The organism is Microbacterium sp. NPDC058062, assembly GCF_042885375.1.
GTDB lineage: Bacteria > Actinomycetota > Actinomycetes > Actinomycetales > Microbacteriaceae > Microbacterium > Microbacterium trichothecenolyticum_C.
In genome coordinates this window covers 321,228-341,513 of record NZ_JBHVSC010000005.1, presented here as the reverse complement: position 1 = coordinate 341,513, position 20,286 = coordinate 321,228, and the positions used below count along the sequence as shown (strand labels likewise).

Annotated in this window: 23 protein-coding genes and 1 pseudogene; 11 read left to right on the top strand and 13 right to left on the bottom strand. The window is 70.9% G+C overall.

The window, feature by feature from the left end:
- Positions 1 to 20 precede the first annotated feature (20 nt).
- The 5 genes from nadA to ACFVSU_RS18030 are packed head-to-tail and all read left to right on the top strand — an operon-like array spanning position 21 to position 6,037.
- Entirely contained in the window at positions 21 to 1,373 is a 1,353-nt protein-coding gene (gene nadA, locus ACFVSU_RS18050) for a quinolinate synthase NadA (protein WP_387146077.1), read from the top strand.
- Positions 1,370 to 3,010, top strand: coding sequence for an L-aspartate oxidase (gene nadB, locus ACFVSU_RS18045; protein WP_387146074.1), 1,641 nt, complete (start codon positions 1,370 to 1,372; stop codon positions 3,008 to 3,010). Before nadA ends, nadB begins: the two co-directional genes overlap by 4 nt.
- Positions 3,004 to 3,861, top strand: a complete 858-nt coding sequence (gene nadC / locus ACFVSU_RS18040; RefSeq protein WP_387146071.1) for a carboxylating nicotinate-nucleotide diphosphorylase — start codon at positions 3,004 to 3,006, stop codon at positions 3,859 to 3,861. Before nadB ends, nadC begins: the two co-directional genes overlap by 7 nt.
- A 24-nt stretch (positions 3,862 to 3,885) precedes the next feature.
- Positions 3,886 to 5,040 (top strand): cysteine desulfurase family protein, encoded by a 1,155-nt coding sequence (locus ACFVSU_RS18035; RefSeq protein WP_387146184.1) that lies wholly within the window; start codon positions 3,886 to 3,888, stop codon positions 5,038 to 5,040.
- 43 nt (positions 5,041 to 5,083) lie between these two features.
- A complete protein-coding gene (locus tag ACFVSU_RS18030) occupies positions 5,084 to 6,037 on the top strand; it encodes a glycosyltransferase family 2 protein (RefSeq protein WP_387146068.1) in 954 nt (317 codons plus the stop codon).
- Between the two features lie 27 nt (positions 6,038 to 6,064).
- Here the strand turns inward: ACFVSU_RS18030 and ACFVSU_RS18025 are convergent, their stop codons facing one another.
- Positions 6,065 to 8,077 (bottom strand): ABC transporter ATP-binding protein, encoded by a 2,013-nt coding sequence (locus tag ACFVSU_RS18025; protein WP_387146180.1) that lies wholly within the window; start codon positions 8,075 to 8,077, stop codon positions 6,065 to 6,067.
- Positions 8,078 to 8,124: 47 nt separating this feature from the next.
- Here ACFVSU_RS18025 and ACFVSU_RS18020 point away from each other — a divergent pair, with 47 nt between their 5' ends.
- The 3 genes from ACFVSU_RS18020 to ACFVSU_RS18010 all read left to right on the top strand — a co-directional run bounded on the left by ACFVSU_RS18020 (position 8,125) and on the right by ACFVSU_RS18010 (position 10,692).
- Entirely contained in the window at positions 8,125 to 8,334 is a 210-nt protein-coding gene (locus ACFVSU_RS18020; RefSeq protein ID WP_387146065.1) for a hypothetical protein, read from the top strand.
- A gap of 134 nt (positions 8,335 to 8,468) precedes the next feature.
- The gene (locus ACFVSU_RS18015) at positions 8,469 to 9,998 is read left to right on the top strand and encodes an MDR family MFS transporter (protein WP_387146062.1); all 1,530 of its coding nucleotides are present in this window, start codon (positions 8,469 to 8,471) and stop codon (positions 9,996 to 9,998) included.
- 91 nt (positions 9,999 to 10,089) lie between these two features.
- Complete coding sequence (locus ACFVSU_RS18010) at positions 10,090 to 10,692, top strand: carboxymuconolactone decarboxylase family protein (protein WP_387146059.1); 603 nt, start codon at positions 10,090 to 10,092, stop codon at positions 10,690 to 10,692.
- On the opposite strand, the gene ACFVSU_RS18005 is transcribed toward ACFVSU_RS18010, so the two are convergent.
- The 8 genes and pseudogenes from ACFVSU_RS18005 to ACFVSU_RS17970 all read right to left on the bottom strand — a co-directional run bounded on the left by ACFVSU_RS18005 (position 10,679) and on the right by ACFVSU_RS17970 (position 14,649).
- On the bottom strand, positions 10,679 to 11,182 hold the full coding sequence (locus tag ACFVSU_RS18005; RefSeq protein ID WP_387146056.1) for a hypothetical protein: 504 nt from the start codon (positions 11,180 to 11,182) through the stop codon (positions 10,679 to 10,681). The genes ACFVSU_RS18010 and ACFVSU_RS18005 overlap by 14 nt on opposite strands.
- A 32-nt stretch (positions 11,183 to 11,214) precedes the next feature.
- Entirely contained in the window at positions 11,215 to 11,337 is a 123-nt protein-coding gene (locus tag ACFVSU_RS18000) for a hypothetical protein (protein WP_268776123.1), read from the bottom strand.
- A gap of 61 nt (positions 11,338 to 11,398) precedes the next feature.
- Complete coding sequence (locus tag ACFVSU_RS17995) at positions 11,399 to 12,238, bottom strand: DNA-formamidopyrimidine glycosylase family protein (protein WP_387146052.1); 840 nt, start codon at positions 12,236 to 12,238, stop codon at positions 11,399 to 11,401.
- 117 nt (positions 12,239 to 12,355) lie between these two features.
- Positions 12,356 to 12,646 (bottom strand): hypothetical protein, encoded by a 291-nt coding sequence (locus ACFVSU_RS17990; protein ID WP_387146049.1) that lies wholly within the window; start codon positions 12,644 to 12,646, stop codon positions 12,356 to 12,358.
- A gap of 88 nt (positions 12,647 to 12,734) precedes the next feature.
- A complete protein-coding gene (locus ACFVSU_RS17985; protein WP_387146045.1) occupies positions 12,735 to 12,998 on the bottom strand; it encodes a hypothetical protein in 264 nt (87 codons plus the stop codon).
- Positions 12,958 to 13,245 (bottom strand): annotated as a pseudogene (locus tag ACFVSU_RS17980) (alpha-amylase family glycosyl hydrolase); the annotation flags it as partial. The gene ACFVSU_RS17985 and the pseudogene ACFVSU_RS17980, both read right to left, overlap by 41 nt.
- A complete protein-coding gene (locus ACFVSU_RS17975; RefSeq protein WP_387146042.1) occupies positions 13,242 to 14,207 on the bottom strand; it encodes a TIGR03885 family FMN-dependent LLM class oxidoreductase in 966 nt (321 codons plus the stop codon). The pseudogene ACFVSU_RS17980 and the gene ACFVSU_RS17975, both read right to left, overlap by 4 nt.
- A 94-nt stretch (positions 14,208 to 14,301) precedes the next feature.
- Complete coding sequence (locus tag ACFVSU_RS17970) at positions 14,302 to 14,649, bottom strand: hypothetical protein (RefSeq protein WP_387146039.1); 348 nt, start codon at positions 14,647 to 14,649, stop codon at positions 14,302 to 14,304.
- Between the two features lie 208 nt (positions 14,650 to 14,857).
- Between ACFVSU_RS17970 and ACFVSU_RS17965 the strand changes: the two genes are divergently transcribed.
- Positions 14,858 to 15,322, top strand: a complete 465-nt coding sequence (locus ACFVSU_RS17965) for a MarR family winged helix-turn-helix transcriptional regulator (protein ID WP_387146036.1) — start codon at positions 14,858 to 14,860, stop codon at positions 15,320 to 15,322.
- A 9-nt stretch (positions 15,323 to 15,331) separates the two neighbouring features.
- On the opposite strand, the gene ACFVSU_RS17960 is transcribed toward ACFVSU_RS17965, so the two are convergent.
- Positions 15,332 to 15,583, bottom strand: coding sequence for a hypothetical protein (locus ACFVSU_RS17960; protein WP_387146033.1), 252 nt, complete (start codon positions 15,581 to 15,583; stop codon positions 15,332 to 15,334).
- 144 nt (positions 15,584 to 15,727) lie between these two features.
- Between ACFVSU_RS17960 and ACFVSU_RS17955 the strand changes: the two genes are divergently transcribed.
- The gene (locus tag ACFVSU_RS17955; RefSeq protein WP_387146030.1) at positions 15,728 to 16,480 is read left to right on the top strand and encodes an EI24 domain-containing protein; all 753 of its coding nucleotides are present in this window, start codon (positions 15,728 to 15,730) and stop codon (positions 16,478 to 16,480) included.
- Positions 16,481 to 16,508: 28 nt separating this feature from the next.
- Here ACFVSU_RS17955 and ACFVSU_RS17950 read toward each other — a convergent pair whose 3' ends face one another.
- Entirely contained in the window at positions 16,509 to 17,693 is a 1,185-nt protein-coding gene (locus ACFVSU_RS17950; RefSeq protein ID WP_387146027.1) for an aminotransferase class I/II-fold pyridoxal phosphate-dependent enzyme, read from the bottom strand.
- Positions 17,694 to 17,847: 154 nt separating this feature from the next.
- Between ACFVSU_RS17950 and ACFVSU_RS17945 the strand changes: the two genes are divergently transcribed.
- Positions 17,848 to 18,624, top strand: coding sequence for a patatin-like phospholipase family protein (locus ACFVSU_RS17945; RefSeq protein ID WP_387146024.1), 777 nt, complete (start codon positions 17,848 to 17,850; stop codon positions 18,622 to 18,624).
- Between the two features lie 16 nt (positions 18,625 to 18,640).
- On the opposite strand, the gene ACFVSU_RS17940 is transcribed toward ACFVSU_RS17945, so the two are convergent.
- A complete protein-coding gene (locus ACFVSU_RS17940) occupies positions 18,641 to 19,441 on the bottom strand; it encodes a DUF1206 domain-containing protein (protein ID WP_387146021.1) in 801 nt (266 codons plus the stop codon).
- Between the two features lie 64 nt (positions 19,442 to 19,505).
- Positions 19,506 to 20,222: a phosphatase PAP2 family protein gene (locus tag ACFVSU_RS17935; RefSeq protein ID WP_387146018.1), complete on the bottom strand. Its 717-nt coding sequence runs from the start codon at positions 20,220 to 20,222 to the stop codon at positions 19,506 to 19,508.
- Positions 20,223 to 20,286 lie beyond the last annotated feature (64 nt).

Here is a 20,286-nt window from a genome sequence, read left to right as displayed (position 1 = left end):
CCCCGAACGGAGCACCCGACATGCCTGCCGTGAACATCACCCTCCAGCCCCGCCCCGAACTGGACGCCTCGGTCGACCACGCCATCCAGGCGATCGTCGCGGGCGCCGTCGTCGGCGAGACCTGCAACACCGATCTCGCCGCCGGCCCCTGGGACTTCGACACGCGCCCCGGATACGGCCCCGGCTCGTCGATGGGCGACGTCATCCCCACCGGGTCGCCGCGCCAGGGCGAGCTGCCCCGCGAGTACCGCGAGGCGTCCGAGGCCGAGCTCGACGAGCGCATCCGCGCCGCGAAAGCGACGCTCGGCGACCGCGTCGTCGTGCTCGGGCACTTCTACCAGCGCGAAGAGGTCGTGGTGCACGCCGACTACGTGGGCGACTCGTTCCAGCTCGCGAACGCGGCGCTGGAGCACCCCGACGCCGAGGCGATCGTGTTCTGCGGCGTCCACTTCATGGCCGAGACCGCCGATCTGCTGTCACGTCCCGAGCAGGCCGTGATCCTCCCGAATCTCGCGGCCGGCTGCTCGATGGCCGACATGGCCGACATCGACCAGGTCGAGGAGTGCTGGGAGCAGCTCGCCGACGTCTACGGCGACATGGACGCCGTCGACGAGGATGGGCTCGTTCCCGTCATCCCCGTGACGTACATGAACTCCTCGGCCGCGATCAAGGGCTTCGTCGGACGCCACGGCGGCATCGTGTGCACGTCGTCGAACGCGCGGACGGTGCTGGAGTGGGCGTTCCAGCGCGGACGCCGCGTGCTGTTCTTCCCCGACCAGCACCTCGGCCGCAACACCGCCAAGGCGATGGGCGTGCCACTCGAGCAGATGCCGATGTGGAATCCGCGGAAGCCGCTCGGCGGCTCCGACGCCGACACGCTCGCCGACGCCCGCGTCATCCTGTGGCACGGCTTCTGCTCGGTGCACCGCCGCTTCTCGGTCGACCAGATCGACAAGGCCCGCGCCGAGCACCCGGGCGTGCGCGTGATCGTGCACCCCGAGTGCCCGATGGAGGTCGTCGACGCCGCCGACGAGGCCGGCTCGACGGACTACATCCGCAAGGCGATCGAGGCCGCGACGGAGCCGACCACGTTCGCGATCGGCACCGAGGTGAACCTCGTGCAGCGCCTCGCCGCCGACCACCCGCAGCACACGATCTTCTGCCTCGACCCGGTCGTGTGCCCCTGCTCGACCATGTACCGCATCCACCCCGGCTACCTCGCGTGGGTGCTCGAGGGTCTCGTCGCGGGCGAGGTGCGCAACCGCATCACGGTGCCGGCTTCCGTTGCGGATCCGGCACGGGTGGCGCTGGAGCGGATGCTGGCGGCCAAGCCGCCGGCAGCACCCGCGGCCGCGTGGGAGAACGCCTCATGACGGTGCACGAAACCGAAGGCGGGCCGGGTGCCATCGTGGTGGGCTCGGGCATCGCCGGGCTGCTCACCGCCCTGCACGCCGTCGAGCACGGCTGCCGCGTCACGCTCGTGACGAAGGACGTGCTCGAGCACGCCAACACCCGCTTCGCACAGGGCGGGATCGCCGGCGTGATGTTCGACGACGATCGTGCCGACGACCACGTGCGCGACACGCTGGTCGCCGGCGCCGGTCTCAGCGATCCGGCCGCGGTGCGCGTGCTCGTCGACGAGGGCCCCGCGCGGATCCGCGAGCTGATCGCGCTCGGCGTCGCGTTCGACCGCGACGACACCGGCGGTTTCGTGAAGGGGCTCGAGGCCGCGCACTCCTATCCCCGCATCCTCCACGCCGGCGGCGACGCCACCGGAACGGCCATCGAGAAGGCGCTCGTCGCGCGGCTGCGCGCCAGCGACGTCACCGTGATCGAACACGCGTTCCTCGTCGACCTCGTCGTGACGGACGGTCGCGTCAGCGGCGTCGAACTGGTCGTCGGAGAGACGGATGCTGCCGCCGGCCGTCGCGAGATCGTCACGGCCGACGCGGTCGTGCTCGCGACCGGCGGCGCGGGTGAGCTGTACGCACACTCGACCAATCCGGAGGTGGCCACGGGCGACGGCATCGCCGCAGCCATTCGTGCCGGCGCCGACGTCGCCGACCTCGAGTTCTTCCAGTTCCACCCGACCGTGCTGGCGGTGGGCGACTCGTTCCTGGTCTCGGAGGCCGTGCGCGGCGAGGGCGCGACCCTCGTCGACGAGCACGGCCGCCGGTTCGCGTTCGACGCGCACCCCGACGGCGAGCTCGCGCCCCGCGACGTCGTGGCCCGCGCGATCGCACGGCAGATGGAGGCGCAGCACGGCCGCCCGGTGTTCCTGGACGCGACGCACATCCACTCCGAGGATGCCGACGAGCGCGCGGCCTTCCTCGCCCGCCGCTTCCCCACCATCGACCGCGCGGTGCGCGAGCGGGGCCTGGACTGGGCGCGCGAGCCGATCCCGGTCACGCCGGCCGCGCACTACCTGATGGGCGGCGTCAGCACCGATCTGCTCGGCCGCACCACCCTGCCCGGCCTCTACGCCGTGGGCGAGGTCGCGCGCACCGGCGTGCACGGCGCGAACCGTCTGGCCTCGAACTCGCTGCTCGAGGGCGCCGTGTTCGGCGCACGCGCGGGTGACGTCATCGCCGAGGACGCGGCCGCCGGATCCTGGCCAGTCCTCCCCGCCCCCGCCCTCACCGCGAGCAGGCGCGGCGGCGACACCGCAGACGCACCGGCGTTCTCGCGGCCGGCGCTGCAGGAGCTGCTCTGGGACGATGCCGGACTCGTGCGGGATGAAGCGGGCCTCGGGCACGCAGCATCCGTCATCTCGACCTGGCGCGCGCAGCAGCGCACCCCGGTCACCGAGCACCACTTCGAGGACGAGAACCTGCTCCTCGTCGCCGAGCACCTCGTCGCGGCCGCCCTTGCGCGCCGGGCGTCGGTCGGCGCGCACTTCCGCTCCGACGGGACGCCCGCGGAGGCTCCCGCCCTTGTCACCGCATCGCGCGGCACCGCCGCTCAGAACTCCCCCGCCTCGCACCTCTCGAAGGAGCCCGTCGCATGCTGACCCGCGCCGTGATCGACCGTGCCGTCGCCGCCGCCCTCGAAGAGGACGCGCCGTGGGGCGACCTCACCAGCGAGGCGCTGATCCCCGAGAACGCGGTCGCCCGCGCCGATCTCGTCGCGCGCGAACGCGGCGTGTTCTCGGGCGGCGAGGTGTTCGAGGCGGCATTCCGGCTCACCGACCCGGCGATCGACGTCGAGCTGGTCGTCGAGGACGGCGAGTGGTTCGAACCCGGCGCCGTGCTGGCGGTCGTCACCGGTCCGGCGCGCGGCGTGCTCACGGCCGAGCGGATCGGCCTCAACTTCGTACAGCGGATGTCGGGCATCGCGACCCTCACCGGGACGTACGTGGCCGAGATCGCGCACACCGGCACGCGCATCGCCGACACGCGCAAGACCACCCCGGGCCTGCGTGCCTTCGAGCGCAAGGCCGTGCGCGACGGCGGCGGCCGCAACCACCGCCACTCGCTGTCAGACGCGGTCATGGCGAAGGACAACCACCTCGCGGTCCTCGCGCAGAAGGGCGTCTCGCCGACGGCGGCGCTCCTCGCCGCGAAGGACCTCCTCCCCCACACGACGCACATCGAGGTCGAGGTCGACCGGCTCGAGCAGATCGAGCCGGTGCTCGCCGCCGGCATCGGCACGATCATGCTCGACAACTTCTCCCTCGACGACCTCCGCACGGGGGTCGCCCAGGTCGCCGGCCGGGCGACGGTCGAGGCATCCGGCGGGGTATCGCTCGAGACCGTGCGCGCGATCGCCGAGACCGGCGTAGACGTGATCTCGGTCGGCGCGCTCACCCACTCTGCGCGCGCCCTCGATCTCGGGCTCGACGTGCGCATCGACGCCGCCTGATCCACCCCGGAGCACCCGATGAGCATGCTGTACCTCGACAACGCCGCGACCACGCCGGTGCGCCCCGAGGTGCTCGAGGCGATGATGCCGTACCTGACCCGCTGGTACGGCAACGCGTCGAGCCACCACACCGTGGGCGAGGCGGCGGCCGACGCCCTGGCAGACGCCCGGGCGCGCGTGGCAGGCGTGCTCGGCCTCCGCGCCGGCGACGTGGTCTTCACCTCCGGCGGCACCGAGGCGAACAACCTCGCGATCAAGGGCATCGCGATCGCCGCCACCCTCCGTCGCGACGACCGCCGCGCGCACGTCGTGACGACGCCGATCGAGCACGAGTCGGTGCTCGAATCGGTCGACTACCTCGAACGCGTGCACGGGTTCGCGGCGACGCGCGTGCCCGTCGACGAGCACGCGCGCGTGGCGACGGATGTTGTCGTAGAGAGCCTCCGCGACGACACGGTGCTGGTGAGCATCGGGTACGCGAACAACGAGGTCGGGACGATCCAGGATGCCGCGTCCCTGGCGGCCATCGTCCGCGAGCGGCGCGTCCCGCTGCACCTGGACGGCGTCCAGGCGGCGGGCTGGCTGACGCTGTCGGCCGACGAGCTCGGGTACGACGCGATCTCGCTCGCCGGGCACAAGCTCGGCGCGCCGAAGGGCACGGGGGTGCTGGGCGTCCGCGGGAGGATCCCGCTGGAACCCCTGATGCACGGCGGCGGTCAGGAGCGCGGCCGCCGCAGCGGCACCGAGGACGTCGCCGGCGCCGTCGGCTTCGCGACCGCGCTGGAGCTCGCCGAAGCCGAACGGGTCGAGGCGTCCGCTCGTGTGTCGGCCATCCGCGACCGCTTCATCGCCCGCGTGCTCGAGCGGATCCCGTCGGCGCGTCTCACGGGCGACCCGGTGCACCGCCTCGCCGGCACCGCGAGCTTCACGTTCGCCGGGACGAGCGGCGAGGCCGTGCTGCTCGAGCTGGAGCGCCGCGGCGTGGTCTCGTCGAGCGGCTCGGCGTGCGCGGCGGGGAGCGACGAGCCCTCGCATGTGCTGCTGGCGATGGGCATCGCCCCGGAGGTGGCGCAGACCGCGGTGCGGTTCACCTTCCCGCGCTGGCTGAACGCGCCGCTGGACGCCGTCGCCGATGCGGTCGAGGCATCCGTCGCCGCCGTCAACGGTTCACCGCACTGACACAGCGGAGCCCGGCCCTCCGGAGCGCCCGTAGGATCGGGACGTGACCCCCGCCGTGACCGTCATCGTCCCGGGCTACGACGTGGCTCTCTATGCCGCCGAGGCGCTCGACTCCCTGCGCGCGCAGACACGCGAAGACTGGGTCGCGATCCTCGTCGACGACGCATCCACCGACTCCACCGGGCGGCTGTTCGACGCCGCCGCCGCGGCGGACGAGCGGTTCCAGGTCGTGCACCACGATGCGCAGAGCGGGCTCGGTGCCGCGCGCAACTCCGCCCTCGACCTCGTCCGCACCCCGTTCCTGGGGTTCCTCGACGCCGACGACCGCCTCACCCCGACCGCGCTCGAACGGCTCGTCGGCACGGTGGCCGACAGCGGCAGCGACTTCGCGCTCGGCGCGTATGTGCGCCTGCGCCCCGACAGCGCCGGCGGGTACGAGGCCGGCAGCGTGCAGCCCTGGGTCGCGGCGGCGACCGATCCCGCACGCGTCGGCGTCACCCTCGACCAGCACCCCGAGGCATCCGGCAACATCGTCGCGTGGTCGAAGGTGAGCCGCACCGATCTGTGGCGGCGCACCGGTCTGCGCTTCCCCGAGGGCAAGGCCTATGAGGACCAGATCGTCGCGCAGCAGATGTACACGCGCGCCCGCGCGTTCGACGTCATCCCCGACGTCGTCGTGGAGTGGCGCGAGCGCGCCGACGGGTCCTCGATCACCCAGCACAAGGGCGAGCTCCCCGTGCTCCGCGACTACCTCGAGGCGCTCACGGGCGGCATCGCGGTGCTGGATGCGGCGGGCCAGCCGCGGGCCGCGGCATCCCGTGTCCGTCTCATCCTCGCGATGGACCTGCCGCCCCTCGTCGACCTCGCCCGCGATCACGCCGACGACGCCTACCGGCGGGAGCTCGGCGCGTTCGCACGGACGCTGGGGTCGCGCGCGGACGGGGTCGTGCTGTCGGAGCCGGCCGCGACGGCGCTGGCCGCCGCGCGGCTCTGGTGACGACGCCACCGCCTGCCGTGCGGGAGCTCAGTCCTCGCGCCACTCCGGGTCTCCGACGCTGCCGCGACCGGCGGCCATCACCTCTTCCGAGGTGAGGACGGGCGCGTCGGGCGGGCTGTCGGCTCGCCGCTCGGGGTGGTCGGCGGGCGCCTCGGCGTCCTCCGCCTCGAGGATCCGCGTCGTCGCGAGCTGCTGAGCCGCGAGTTCGGCATACAGCCCGCCCTCCGCGAGCAGCGAGGCGTGCGTTCCGGACTCGACGATGCGCCCGGCCTCGACGACGTGGATGACATCGGCCGCGATCACCGTGGACAGGCGGTGCGCGATCGACAGCGTCGTGCGGCCCCGCGCCGCCGCATCCAATGCCTCCTGGACGACCCGCTCCGACACGGTGTCGAGGGCCGACGTCGCCTCGTCGAGGAGGAGCACGGGCGGGTCCTTCAGGAGCACCCTCGCGATCGCGATGCGCTGCTTCTCCCCGCCCGAGAGCCGATAACCGCGTTCGCCGACGACGGTGTCGTAGCCCTTCTCGAAACGCTCGATCACGTGATGGATGTTCGCGGCGCGGCACGCGGCCTCGACCTCGGCATCCGTCGCATCCGGCTTCGCGTACCGCAGGTTCTCGCGGATCGTGGCGTGGAACAGGTACGTCTCCTGCGACACGATGCCCACGTTGTCGATGATCGACTCCTGCGTGAGGCGTCGCACGTCCTCCCCGGCGAAGAGGACGGACCCGCCCGATGCCTCGTACAGCCGCGGCGTCAGATACAGAACGGTCGTCTTGCCCGCGCCGGAGGGCCCGACGAACGCGACGTGCTGACCGGGCTCGGCCGTGAACGACACGCCCTGCAGCGTCGCGCGGGCGTCGGACGCGGCGTCCGGATACCGGAACTCCACGTCGCGGAACTCGATGCGCCCGAGGGGGCCGGGGGCGTCGGCGACGGCGATGGCGTCGGGGGCCTCGCGGATGGCCGGCACGAGGTCGAGGTACTCGAAGATGCGGGCGAACAGCGCCGACGAGGTCTGCAGGTCGAGTGAGACGCGCATGAGCCCCATGAGGGGCATGAGGAGTCGCGCCTGCACCGTGGTGAACGCGACGATCGTGCCCGCCGTGATGGCGTCGGTGCCGCCGCCGATGAGGTAGCCCGAGACGAGGTAGATGATGGCGGGGACGCTCGCCATGATGACCTGGACCACGGCGAAGAAGCCCTGGCCGCTCATCGCGCGCCGCACCTGCAGCCGCACCTGGTTGACGTTCTCGTCGGCGTAGCGCGTCGACTCGGTGCGCTGGCGGTTGAACGACTTCGAGAGCAGGATGCCCGAGACGCTCAGGGTCTCCTGTGTGATGGCGGTCAGCTCCGACAGCGACTCCTGCGTCTCGCCCGCGATGCGCGCCCGCACCTGGCCGACGCGGCGCTGCACCAGGATGAGGAACGGCATGAGCACGACGGCGATGATCGTGAGCCGCCAGTCGATGAGGATCATCGCGACGAGCGAAGCGACGACCGTGACGGTGTTGCCGAGGATGCTCGTCACGGTGTTCGTGAGCACACCCGAGACGCCGCCCACGTCGTTCTGCAGGCGCGATTGGATGACGCCGGTCTTCGTGCGCGTGAAGAAGCCCAGCTCCATCGACTGCAGGTGATCGAACAGCTTCACCCGGAGGTCGCCGGTGACCCGGTTGCCGACGGTGGAGGTGAGCCACGTCTGCACCACGCCGACCGCGGCGGACAGCAGGAAGAGCGCGATCATCGCGAGCACGAGCTTCCACAGCAGCGAGAGGTCGGGGGGCGAGCCGTCGACGGGGAACAGTGCGTCGTCGAACACCCGCTGCACGAGCAGCGGCGGGATGACCGCGATGCCGGCGGCGACCACCACCAGGATTCCGGTGATGACGATCGACCACTTGTACGGCCGGAAGAGGGCGACCACCCGCCGCCCGAGATTCGGGATCTGGGGCGCCTCGGCGTTCGCGCGCCGCTGGGCGTCAGTGTCGACCGGGCGGAAGCCGGGGTGTCCGCCCCCGCCCCCACCGCCGCGCATGCTCACGTGGCCAGCCTAACCAGCGCCGCCGACGCTAGGCTCGTGGCATGACCTCGACGCCCGACCTCCCCGCACACGACGGCAGCGACCTCGCGGAGCTCCGCGAAGAGATCGACGCCCTCCAGGCCATCCCGCACGAGGAGATCGTGAACCCCCTCCCGAAGAACCTCGAAGAGCGCGAGCCCGAGGCCGAGCCGACCGACGCGATCGGCTCCGAGAAGTGGGACGACGCGGAGCCCGAGCGCTCCGACAGCTGACCCCTCGGGTCGCCTGATCTCCGGCATCCCGTCCCGAAATGCGGGAATGGGATGTCGGAACCTGTGGTTATCTTGAAGGCTTGCCATCCTCGGGTGGCACATCGCTGTCCATCCGAGCCTCGAGGAGACGACCTATGGCCGCCATCGAAACGACCCCCGGAACCGGCAGCCTCCCCGCTGTTCCGAGTAGCGCCGCGGGTGCGGCGCCCAAGCTGCGCCCCGAAGAGAGCCGCGTCATCTGGCTGCTGCTCGCGGCCGCCTTCGTCGCCATCCTCAACGAGACGACGATGGGCGTGGCGATCCCGCACCTCATCACCGACCTCGGCATCACCGCGCTGTCCGCGCAGTGGCTGACGACCGCGTTCATGCTGACGATGGCGGTGGTCATCCCGATCACCGGCTTCCTGCTGCGCCGCTTCACGACACGGGCGATGTTCATCGCGGCGATGGGGCTGTTCTCGCTGGGAACGCTCATCGCCTTCCTGTCGCCCGGCTTCCCGATGCTGCTCGCCGCACGCGTCGTGCAGGCGTCCGGCACCGCGATCATGATGCCGCTGCTGATGACGACGCTCATGACCGTCGTGCCCGCCGCCATCCGCGGCCGCATGATGGGGCGCGTCAGCATCGTGATGTCGCTGGCCCCGGCGATCGGGCCGACCCTCGCGGGTGCGATCCTCAACAACTTCGAGTGGCGCTGGATCTTCGGCATCGTGCTGCCGATCGCGATCGTGGCGCTCGTCGTCGGCGCGCGCTGGATCCACAACCTCGGCGAGACCACGCGCGCGCCGATCGACGTGCTGTCGGTCATCCTCTCGGCCCTCGGCTTCGGCGGCCTGGTCTTCGGCCTCAGCCAGCTGGGCGCCGGCGGACACGGCAGCGGAGCGGATGCCGCGGCCGCGAGCGCCGCCTCGACCACGACCCTCATCGTGTCCCTGGCTGTCGGCGTCGTCGCGCTCGGCCTCTTCGGCTGGCGCCAGGTCGTGCTCCAGCGCAAGGATGACGCGCTGCTCGACCTCCGCGTGTTCCGCAGCGCGAACTTCTCGCTGTCGATCGCGCAGATGTCGATCATGTCGATGGCGTTCTTCGGTGCGATCACCGTGGTGCCGCTCTACCTGCAGGACGTCGTCGGCGTCGACCCGCTCACCACGGGTCTCGTCGTGCTCCCCGGCGCTCTCGCGATGGGCCTCGCAGGCCCCGTCATCGGCCGCATCTACGACCGCTGGGGCACGACCGTGCTCCTGGTTCCCGGCGCGGTGATCACGAGCGCGATGCTGTGGTTCTACACGACCTTCGGCGCCGAGACGCCGGTGTGGCTGATCGCCGTGGCGCAGACGATCCTGTCGTTCGGCCTGGCGCTGTCGTTCACGCCGCTCTTCACGGCGTCGCTCGGCTCGCTCCAGCCGAAGTTCTACTCCTACGGCTCCGCTGTCGTCGGCACCGCCCAGCAGGTCGCCGGCGCCGCGGGCATCGCACTGATGTTCGGCGTCATGGCGGCGGCATCGTCGGCCGCGACGTCGTCGGGTGCCGACACCGTCGCCGCCGGAGCCGCCGGCACGCACGCCGCGTTCCTCACGGCGGCGTTCCTGTCGCTGCCGCTGCTGGTCGGCGCGTTCCTCATCCGCAAGCCGGCCGACGCACCGATGGGCGCGCCCGCCGGTCACTGACCGAGGTATCACCCGGATGCCCCGCCCCTCGACAAGGGGTGGGGCATCCGCGATTCTGGATGCGCCCGAAACCCGACGGGAAGGCAGCACCATGATCGTGAGCACTCCGGACCTCGACGGCGCCACCGGCCACGTCGCCGAGATGTACGACGGCGACCTCCGCAGCGACGGGTTCGTCTTCGGGCATACGCGCGCGATGGCGATCAATCCCGAGGCCCATGCGGCCTTCGAGACGCTCATCCGGAGCATCGTGCCGTCGATCGGCCTGCGCAACTACGAACTCGCCACCCTCGGCGCCGCCCGCGCGATCGGGTCGGACCACTGCCTCCTCGCGCATGGCCGAAAGAGCCTGCGCGCCGGTCTCCTCGATGAGGACGAACTCGCCCGGCTTGCACGCGAGGGCGCGGACGCCGGCCTCGACGAGACCGACATGGCGGTGGTCGCGTACGCCGAGAAGCTCTCGACGGATGCCGCGACCATGACCGACGCCGACACGCAGCGCCTCCGCGATCTCGGGTTCACCGATCGGCAGATCGTCGACATCACGCTCGCCGCGGCCGTGCGGAACTACTTCAGCCGGGCGCTGCTGGCCCTGGCGGTGCCCGTCGACGACGTGCCGGGTCTCAGCCCCGCACTGGTCGCCGCCCTGCTCGCGCCGGCGCAGGCCGCACGCGGCCACGTCAGTGGTGGATGACGGCCTTCAAGAGGATGAGCACTCCGCCGAAAGCGGCGGTGATGAGCGCGCTCAGGATGCGTGGAAGCCAGTGCGTGCTCCAGCGCGCGACGGCGATCCAGCCCAGTGCGCCGAGCATGACGGTGTTGGCGATGAGCGCCACCCAGAGCGCGGTGGAGTCTTCGATGACGCGCGTCGCGCCGAGCAGCAGGATGAGCAGCGGCGGAACAGACGCGAGGAGCATGCCGCCCGATTGACGAGCGGACGCGCGCAGGCTGGCCCGGAGTCCGGCATGACCGTCGGTGGCGGCCAGGCGGCCCAGAGTGCCGGCGAACACGTGGGCGGCGAAGAACACGATGACGGTGACCGCGACGGTCACGAGCGCCTCCCATGAGGTGCCCTTCGCCGAGACGACGATCATGCCCGACACGAGGATCAGTCCGTAGATCGCCTCCTCCGACATGAGGATGCGGCCGACCCGCGGGGTGATGTGAAGCTGTTCGTCGGTCATCGCCGGCGCGTCGTGAAGTGGACGGAGGCGGGTCAGTCGATGCTGCAGCTGCCGCCACCGCAGCACGAACCTGCGGACTCGACCACCGTGAGGAGGTTCTTCTCGTCGGCGACGGGTGCGAGGGTGATCGGGGCGGGCTGCTGCGAAGTCGTCATAGCGACCATGCTACCCACGGGAACAGCGACGTCGGCCGCCCGAGTCCCTGAGGGCTCCGATTCAGAGCGGCACTCCCCCGTTCTGGCACGTCGGGCAGTACTGCGCCGACGTGCCGGAGAACGTCAGATCGCGAATGGTGTCGCCGCACACGGGGCAGGCTTCGCCCGTGCGCCCGTGCACGCGCATCGCCGCCACCTTGTACTCCTTGAGCTGATCGATGGGGACGCCGAGCCGGGCATCGATCGCACCGCGCACGGTCGTCAGCGTCGCGTCGAACAGCCGGTCCGTCGAGCCGTCGTCGAGCGCAGCCGCGTGGGTCACAGGCGACACCTTGGCGAGGTGCAGGATCTCGTCGGAGTAGGCGTTGCCGATGCCGGCGAGCGATTCCTGCTCCTGCAGGATCGCCTTGATCTGCTTGCGGCGACCGCCCAGCGCGCTGTCGAACTGCGCGCGCGTGAAGGCCGCGTCCGCGGGATCGGGCCCGAGCTTCGCGATCGCGGGAACCTCACCGGCGTCGCCGACGACGAACAGTCCGAGCGACACCCAGCTGCCGGCATCGGTCACCTCCAGACTGCGGTCGCCCGACAGCTCGAAGCTCGCCAGGGCCGGCGGCGCGTCAACCGAGAGCGGGGCGGGTTCGTCGTCGGGCGCGGCATCGAGCCACCGCATCCATCCATGGCGCCCCAGCGAGACCACGAGGCTCGCCTCGTCGAGGACGAGTTCCACATGCTTGCCGTGGCGGCGGGCGCCGGTGATCGTTCGTCCGGTGATGCTCGCCGGGGGCGTGGCACGCGTCTTGACCGTGCGGAACTCGAGCACATCGACTCCGCGGAACTCTCGCCCGGACCCCTCGTCAGCGAGGAACCGCACGAGAGCCTCGACCTCCGGCGACTCAGGCATGGCCCCATCCTGCCACCGAGCCCCGACACGCGGATCGCGCGATGTCCGCCCAGCGTCATCATGGAGCGCTCATCCGCGGAATCGATGCCGGCGTCAACGAGCGCTTGATGGAGGCCGTCAGGCGCGCGCGGGCGGGCGGTGCGGAATCGGTGCAGGCTTGAGCGCGCCGAGGCTGCGCGACTGCTCGAGCATCTGGACCGCCGCCCGGAAGAGACCCTCCAAGGAGGCGAACCGCGCCGATCCGAGGCCGACCGACACCCAGACAGCCTCGTACGCCCCCGAGTCGAGCTGCTCCACGTAGGCGATCACGCTCGCCACCTCGCTCCGGGCCACCCCGCGGTCGCACAGCCGCCACGCACGATCGACGAGGGGCGTCAGAACCAGCTGGTGGATATCGTCGTGTTCCATGGCGCGAGCCTGTGCGTCCGGGGCGCATCGGCGAAGGGGCTTGACATCGCGCACCCCGATGCGTCTGCTCACCGCGGCGACGGCGCCGTCAGACGATCTCGACCTCGCGCAGCCAGCGGAATCCGTAGGGCTCGAGCGCGAGGGTCGCGGTGCCGTCGTCGTCGGCGGCGTACACGGCGGGTGACAGCCGATCGGCGAGCCCCTTACCTGTCACGGGCACCGTGACCGACGTGCCCGAGTCCGAGAGGTTGTGCACGGCCACGAAGCCGCGCTCGCCGATCGACAGCCGGTGTGCCAGCGCCTCGCGCAAGCCGGTCTCGAGGATCTCGGAAGAACTCCACCACGTCGCCATGTGTGCCCAGCCGTCGGTCCACCCCGTAGAAGTCCGTGATGTCGTAGCCGTCATCCCGGCCGGGCGACGGATAGAAGGGCATCAGCCAGACGCAGTTCACGCCGAGCTCCGCGAGGTAGTCGACGCGGTCGGTGAGTCCTGCGAAGTCGCCCACGCCGTCGCCGTCCGAGTCGGAGTAGGACTCCACATCGATGCAGTAGATCACGGCGGTCTTCCACCAGAGATCGCCCGTGTAGGCGCGCGTCATGCCCGGCTCCTGACCGCCTCGAGCAATCCGCCGCGGGCGCGCTGCAGGAACGCCTCCTGGTCGGATCCGACTGCGTGGAGGAACAGTTCGTCCGCGCCGGCCGCCGCGAGGGAGCCGAGGCGCTCCGCCGTCTCCCCGACGTCGGACGAGATGAGCACGCCGTGTTCGAGGGCGTCGACATCGCCGGGATCGGCGAGGCGGTCGAAGTCCTCGGGCTGCATGAGATCCCACATGAGCTCTGCAGGCACGGTCGCCTGACGCCACTGGTCGGCCGCGATGCGCCGTGCCTCGTCGTGCGAATCGGCCAGGCTGACGTGCACCTGCACCGCGCACGGGCCGGGGCCCCCGGCATCCCGGTACGCGGCGATGATCGCGCGGATCTCGTCGGGGTCGTGTCCCACCGTGATGAGGCCGTCGGCCCAGGAGGCCGCCCATGCGGCCGTGGGCTCGGACGCCGCGGCCGCGCGCAGCGGCGGCGGACCGGCGGGACGCGACCAGAGCCGGGCGTCGTGGACCCTGACGAGCCCGTCGTGGTCGACGCGTTCACCCGCGTGAAGGCGCCGGATGACGTCGACGACTTCGGCGAGGCGCTCCTCGCGCCGTGGCTTCGGCGGCCAGGCGTCGCCCGTCACATGCTCGTTGAGCGCCTCGCCGCTGCCGAGTGCGGACCAGAAGCGCCCCGGGAACATCTCCGCGAGCGTCGCCATGGCCTGCGCCGAGATCGCCGGGTGGTACCGCTGGCCGGGTGCCGTGACCACGCCCATCGGAAAGCCGGTGGTCGCCATCGCTGCGCCGAGCCAGCTCCACGCGTGCCCCGACTCCCCCTGCGCCGAACCCCACGGTGCGAAGTGGTCGGAGCACATCGCGCCGTCGAATCCGGCGCGTTCAGCTTCTTGCACAGAGGCCAGCAGGCGCGAGGGCGGGAGCTGTTCGTGGGAGGCGTGGTAGCCGAGGAAGACCATGCTCCCAGCCTGCGCGGCGGTGAGTGAACCGCCCACGTCGTTGCGGGGGCAGGATCGACGTGGTAGCGCAGGCTGCTCCTGAGGACGGAGCCTCCTAGGCCACGGACTGCTCGAGCGCGGGTGACGTCATCGCCGGCGGAGCCAGCAGGTGGATGTCATCGAGCTCGAGGACGAGGCCGGCGTTGGAGCTCGCCTCGGCGGCGAGGCGGGCAAGCAGGGCGTGATCGATCCGAGGTTCGTCGGCGCTCTCGAACGTGAAGCGGAGGGGAATCGACGGATCGAGCCAGACGGACGAGCGTCCCGAGCCGTCGGCGTGACGCCACGACATCATGAAGCTCTCGTTGCGGCGCAGCTTGGTCGTGACGATCAGCTTGACGTGGGCGAGGAGATGCTCCGGGACGTAGATGGGGGTGCCCTCGGCACCGTAGGCGAGTTCAGCCATGGGGACTGCTCCTTCCGGAGACGTCTCCCCATAATAGTTTGATACCGTACTTTTCGATAGTGAGAATTTCACTCTCAGAAGTTCAGCTAATTGAAGTTCACTGACTGAAGGTTTCGCTTTCAAGCCTTTTGTGGTCGAATCAAACGTATCTCTTTGCTCGAGCCTGAGCGGGGACCGACGAGGGAGTGTGCTCGTGACGGAGAGCGTGATGCCTTCGACGGCGGGAATCAATGGCCAGAGCCCCGACGTGGCCGGTGTCCTCGAGAGACTGCGTCTCGCCGAAGCGAAGCTCGCCCGTCGCCGCGAGCAGCAGACCGGCATGAATGAGACCGACCGCGCAGCGATGCGCTACCTGCTGGAGCGGGTCGACACAGAGGAGGTCACTCCCTCCATGATCGTGAAAGCGCTCCACCTCTCCCCCGCTTCCGGCACGGCCCTCATCGACCGTCTGGTCGCACGCGGACTCGTCGTCGTCGAAGGTCACCCACACGACCGGCGCAAGAAGATCGTCCAGCCCTTCGACCGGAACATCGACCCGGACCACCTCGACCCGCTCACGATGAAGCTGCGCAGTCTCGCCTCGGGACTGCCTGCGAGCGACGCCCGTGTCGTCGCCAGCTTCCTCGAGGACGTTCTCGCGATGGTCTCGGAGACCGCGCTCCCCACGAGCTGACGACGTCGGTCAGAGCGCCACGGGCGCGAGCTTGTGGGCGATCTGCTCGAGTGCGTCGCGGATCGATCCGAACTCGCACACGCCGGCGGCTCCGGCGACCCACAGCACATAGACCAGGTCGTCTTTGCACTCGAGGTACGCGACCACGCGACGAGGATCCGTGGGGTCGAGAGACGGATCGCAGGCCACCCAGGCTCCGGATCCCACCCACAGCAGCTCGGGGCGACGGGTCTCAATCGCGGGAATCGATGTCTCGAGCATGGCGACCTCCTGGGTGGTGACCGCGCCTCGTCGCGCGTCATCGTCAAAGATCCTCGGCGAAGGATGGCGGGAGGAGGGGCTTGACGGCGGGCCCGCGATCTGAACGTGGCGCTGCGCCGCCGAGGGCGTCTTAGGCTGATGCCGATGCGGGAGTTCTTCGGAGGGGTCGGTCTGCTCGGCCGTGGCTTCGCGCAATGGCGGCAGAGGCCCGGCCTCATGGCACTCGGCCTCGTTCCTGCGGCGATCGTCGGCCTGCTGTTCCTCGGCGGGCTCATCGCACTCAGCGCTTCGCTGCCGGCGCTCACCGAGGCGATGACGCCGTTCGCCGACCGCTGGCCAGGTGTGTGGGCGACCGTCTTCCGCATCGCGGTCGGTACCGCGCTCCTCGGCGCCGCCCTCATACTGGTCGCCGTCACGTTCACGGCACTCACCCTGCTGGTGGGCGAGCCGTTCTACGAGCGGATCTGGAGGGCGGTCGAGGCAGACGCCGGGACCCCGAGGCTCGAGGGCGACTACGGGTTCTGGCGCTCGGTCGCGGACGGGCTGTCGCTCATCGCACGCGGCGTCGGCATCGCACTGGTCGCCGCGCTGATCGGCCTCCTCCCGGTGATGGGCGCCGTGGCGAGCACCGTCTTCGCGGTGGTCTTCACCGGATGGCTGATCGCCGACGAGCTGAGCTCGCGCGCGCTGACCGCCCGCGGACTGACGAGGCGCGACCGAAAGAAGCTGCTCCGCCGCGGACGCTTCCGCGTGCTGGGGTTCGGCGTCGCGACGCAGCTGTGCTTCCTGGTGCCGCTCGGCGCTGTGGCCACGATGCCGGCAGCCGTCGCGGGGGCGACGCTGCTTGCGCGGTCGCTGCTCGATCCCACCCCTCCGACTGCGCACACTCGCGCCTGACCTGAACGCGGGCGACGCGGCATCCGCGTCAATCAGACCCGTCGTGATCCGAGGCCGCTTCGAGGAGGTGCGGGATCGCGCGGTCGATCATCGTCATGGTCGCCGTCAACGAGATCCGGAAGTGATGCGGCTGCTCGAACAGCGACCCGGGCATGACGTACACGCCCCGCGCCTCGAGGGTGTCGCAGAACGCTTGGGCGTCGCCGCCCGGGGCCTTGCCCCACAGGTAGAAGGTGCCCTCCGGCCGGGTGACCTCGTACCCGGCATCGGTGAGCGCGGCGTACATCCGGTCGCGCTTGCGCGTCAGCTCGGCCGTGTCGAGCGACAGGGTCTCGAGCTCCGGCACCGAGTACTGCATGACGGCGTCGGGGAACCCCCAGCCGATGGCCAGCCCCAGGGGGAAGAGCCCGGCGCGCAGCTCGTCCCGCTCCGCCGTGGGGATCCGGGGCGACAGCGCCAGGTAGCCGAGCCGCGCCCCGGGGGCGAGCAGCACCTTGCCGTAGCTATAGTCGATCAGCGTCCACGGGTAATAGGCGGCGGGGCTGGTGAACGCGATGCCGTCGAAGCGGATGCGGCGGTACGGCTCGTCGGACAGCAGCCAGATACGGCGGTCCTGGGCACGCGACGCCTTCTCGAGCACCGCGGCGAGCGCCTCCCACGTCGACGGCGGATAGACGCGACCGGTGGGGTTCGCGGGCGAGTTGACGACGACGATCCTCGTGCGAGAGGTGATCGCGCGCGCGATCGCGTCGACATCGAGGTCGAACGTGTCGGGCGCGAGGTCGGCACCGACCGGGACGAGGTCCGCGGCGTGCAGCATCGGCGCGTAGCAGAACCAGCCGGGCACCGGGATCACCACCTCGTCCCCCGCGTCGGCCAGCAGCGCGAACGCGAGGGAGATCGCACCGAAGGCGCCCTGCGTCATGGCGATGTCTTCGGGTTCGAAGTCGAGTCCCAGCTCTCCGGACAGCGCGCCCGCCACGACTTCCTGCGCGGACCGCTCGCTGCTCTTGTAGGCGAACCAGTCGACGGTCCGCGGCTCGGCGTTCCTGCGAATGGCCGCCGGGAGGCCGGGCAGCGCCATCTCGTGCGGGTTGCCGAACGCGAAGACCAGCGCCTCCGGGTCGGACGCGACGACCTGCATGCGGGAGAAGTAGGAACCGACGACATCCACCGCCGCCTTCGCCGCCGTCGCCCGTGTCGACATCGCCATGGCAGTCACCTCTCGCCCCAGTGCCGATCCGTGATCCCGCCCAGGATCCCAACAGACGCGTGGCGCGTCAATCGCCTCCGCGATCGGCACGCGTCACAGGCGTTCCCCAACCGCGCAGTGCTACCTTCGCCCGGGCGCGACAAGTGGAGGACGGATGATCGACGACCCTGAGCTGGGGCTCGTACTCGGTGGTGGTGGCGCCTTCGGCGCCGCCCACGTCGGTGTACTGCAGGTGCTCGCCGAGCGAGGCATCCGTCCCGGCATCGCGACCGGAACGAGTTCGGGCGCCCTCGTCGCGGCCGCGTACGCCGCGGGCCTGGAGGCGCACGCCATCGAGCGCGCCGCACGCGCTTTCCGCTGGAGCGCGATCGCACGCTGGTCGATGACGCCGCGCTGGGGTCTGCTCGACACCACCGCCATCGTCGACGCCGTCCCTCGTGCTCTCGGCGAGGACCCTCGCATCGAGCACCTGCCCCGGCGCTTCGCCGCGTACGCCACCGATCTGCGCACGCGCCGCGGGATCATCCTCGACGAGGGGCCGCTGAGCGCCGCCCTCCGCGCGACGGTCGCGGTGCCGGGTCTTCTCCCCCCGATCCGCCGCGGCGATGCGCTGCTCGCGGACGGCGGGATGATCGACAACGTGCCGGTCGCCGCGGCGCGCGCCCTCGGCGCCACGCGCGTGATCGTGGTGCGGCTGCACGCGAAGTGGGAGAACGTGCGCATGATGCGCACCGTCACCCGCACCGCGGACCTCGTCGCCGACCCGTCGGTCGTGCTGGTCCAGCCCGAGATGGAGGGCATGGCGCAGTGGCGGATGACCGACGTGCCGCGCCTCATCGCCGAAGGACGCCGCGCGGCGACGGCGGCGTTGGATGCTGCGACACAGCGTGGTGCGTCGCTCTCCGCGGATGCCGCGCTCGTGGCCGAGTAGTCGTCGCGGCGCTCTCTCACATCCGCGCGTAGCGGGCGCGCGCGAAGCAGAAGACTCCGTAGATGATCAGACCCGCGGCGACCACCCAGAGGATGATGGGCCCGAAGGGCAGACCGGCGAGCGTGTGGAGTGCCGCATCCAGCCCTCCGGCCGTCTGCGGATCGTGCGTGACGGCCGCGACGACGAACAGCGCGCCGGCCACCGCCACGGCGATGCCCTTCGCGACGTAGCCGACGATCCCGAACGTCACGATGCCCTTGCGGGCGACTCCGGTCGGCAGGTCGAGGTGCTTCTCGAACGCGCGCGTGAACCCGCGGACCACGAAGGCCGCGCCGATGGCGAAGACGATGAGACCGATGAGCACGAGCAGGAAGATCCCGCCGGGGGTGCTCATGAGACGGGCACTGAGCGTCTGCGACGACTGAGACGAGTCGGAGCTGCCGCCGAGCGCGTACACGAGCGCCGTGAAGGCGATGGCGAGGTACGCGACGGCGGTGCCGATGTACTTGACGCGGTAGCCCCACTTCTTCCTGGTGTCGGGGTTGCGCTCCAAGAACGCCTGCGCGACCTGCCACACGGCGAGCGCCGCCAGCCCGATAGCGATCGCCCAGAGGAGGAACACCCCGAGAGGTGTGCTGCGGATCGCCTCCATCGCACCGCCCTGGTCGGCCTCTCCGGCGCCGCCGGTCGCCACGGAGATGGCGATGAAGCCGATGACGATGTGCACGATCCCCAGCACGATGTAGCCGATGCGGGCGATGGTCCGGAATGCGGGCGACTCCGTCGCTGCCCGCGCCGCGTTCTTCGCAGTGGTCATTCGCGAAGCGTATCGCCGGGGAATCCCGCAGGAATGGGGCTTGAAATCCGCACGCGAACCGTGCTCAGGCGTCCGGTTCCGCAGAGGACGCCCGCGACGACATCGCCCTTCGGATGCGGTACGCCTGCATCGCACTCCACACCAGGCAGGCGACCGCGATGCCCTCCAGGAGTCCCGCCAGCACATCGCTCGCCCAGTGGGCGTGAAGGTAGGTGCGGCTCCACATCATGTAGGCGATCCAGACCGCTCCGAGTGCCCACACGTACCAGCGGCGCAGCAGCAGTCCCAGCGTGACGGCGATGGTGGTCGCGACGGCCGTGTGACCGGAGGGGAACGAGGTGGCCACGCTCTCGGCGAGCGAGTCCGACGGGCGCACCCGCGCGATGATCGCGGCCATCGGGGCGCCGATCACCGTCACGGTGACGATGGCGACGGCGAGGGTCGCAGCATCCCATCGCCGTCGCCGCCAGAGGAAGACCGCGATGATGAGGATCCCGACGACAGGCGCTCCCACCACCCCGCCGACGATGGAAGGCACCCAGGCGATCACCAGACCCACGTCGGTCAGACCCGCGAGCATGATGTCGTCCCACCAGAGGTCGACGGCAAGGGGATCGTGTCCGCCCAGCGCCACCGCGAACCGCAGCACCACGAACAGCACCGTGGCCACCACGCCGATCACCAGGACCGTCGCGCGGTGGGGGTCGGGGTGCGGAAGCGGCTCGTCGGGCGTCACGGCGAGCGGCGCGCGACAGACCTGCGGTTCTTCGTTCTCGCCCACGCGACCATTCTGAACGCGGCCGGGTCTCGCCCGCGCCCTCTTGCCTTGTGCGGTCCGGGTGTCG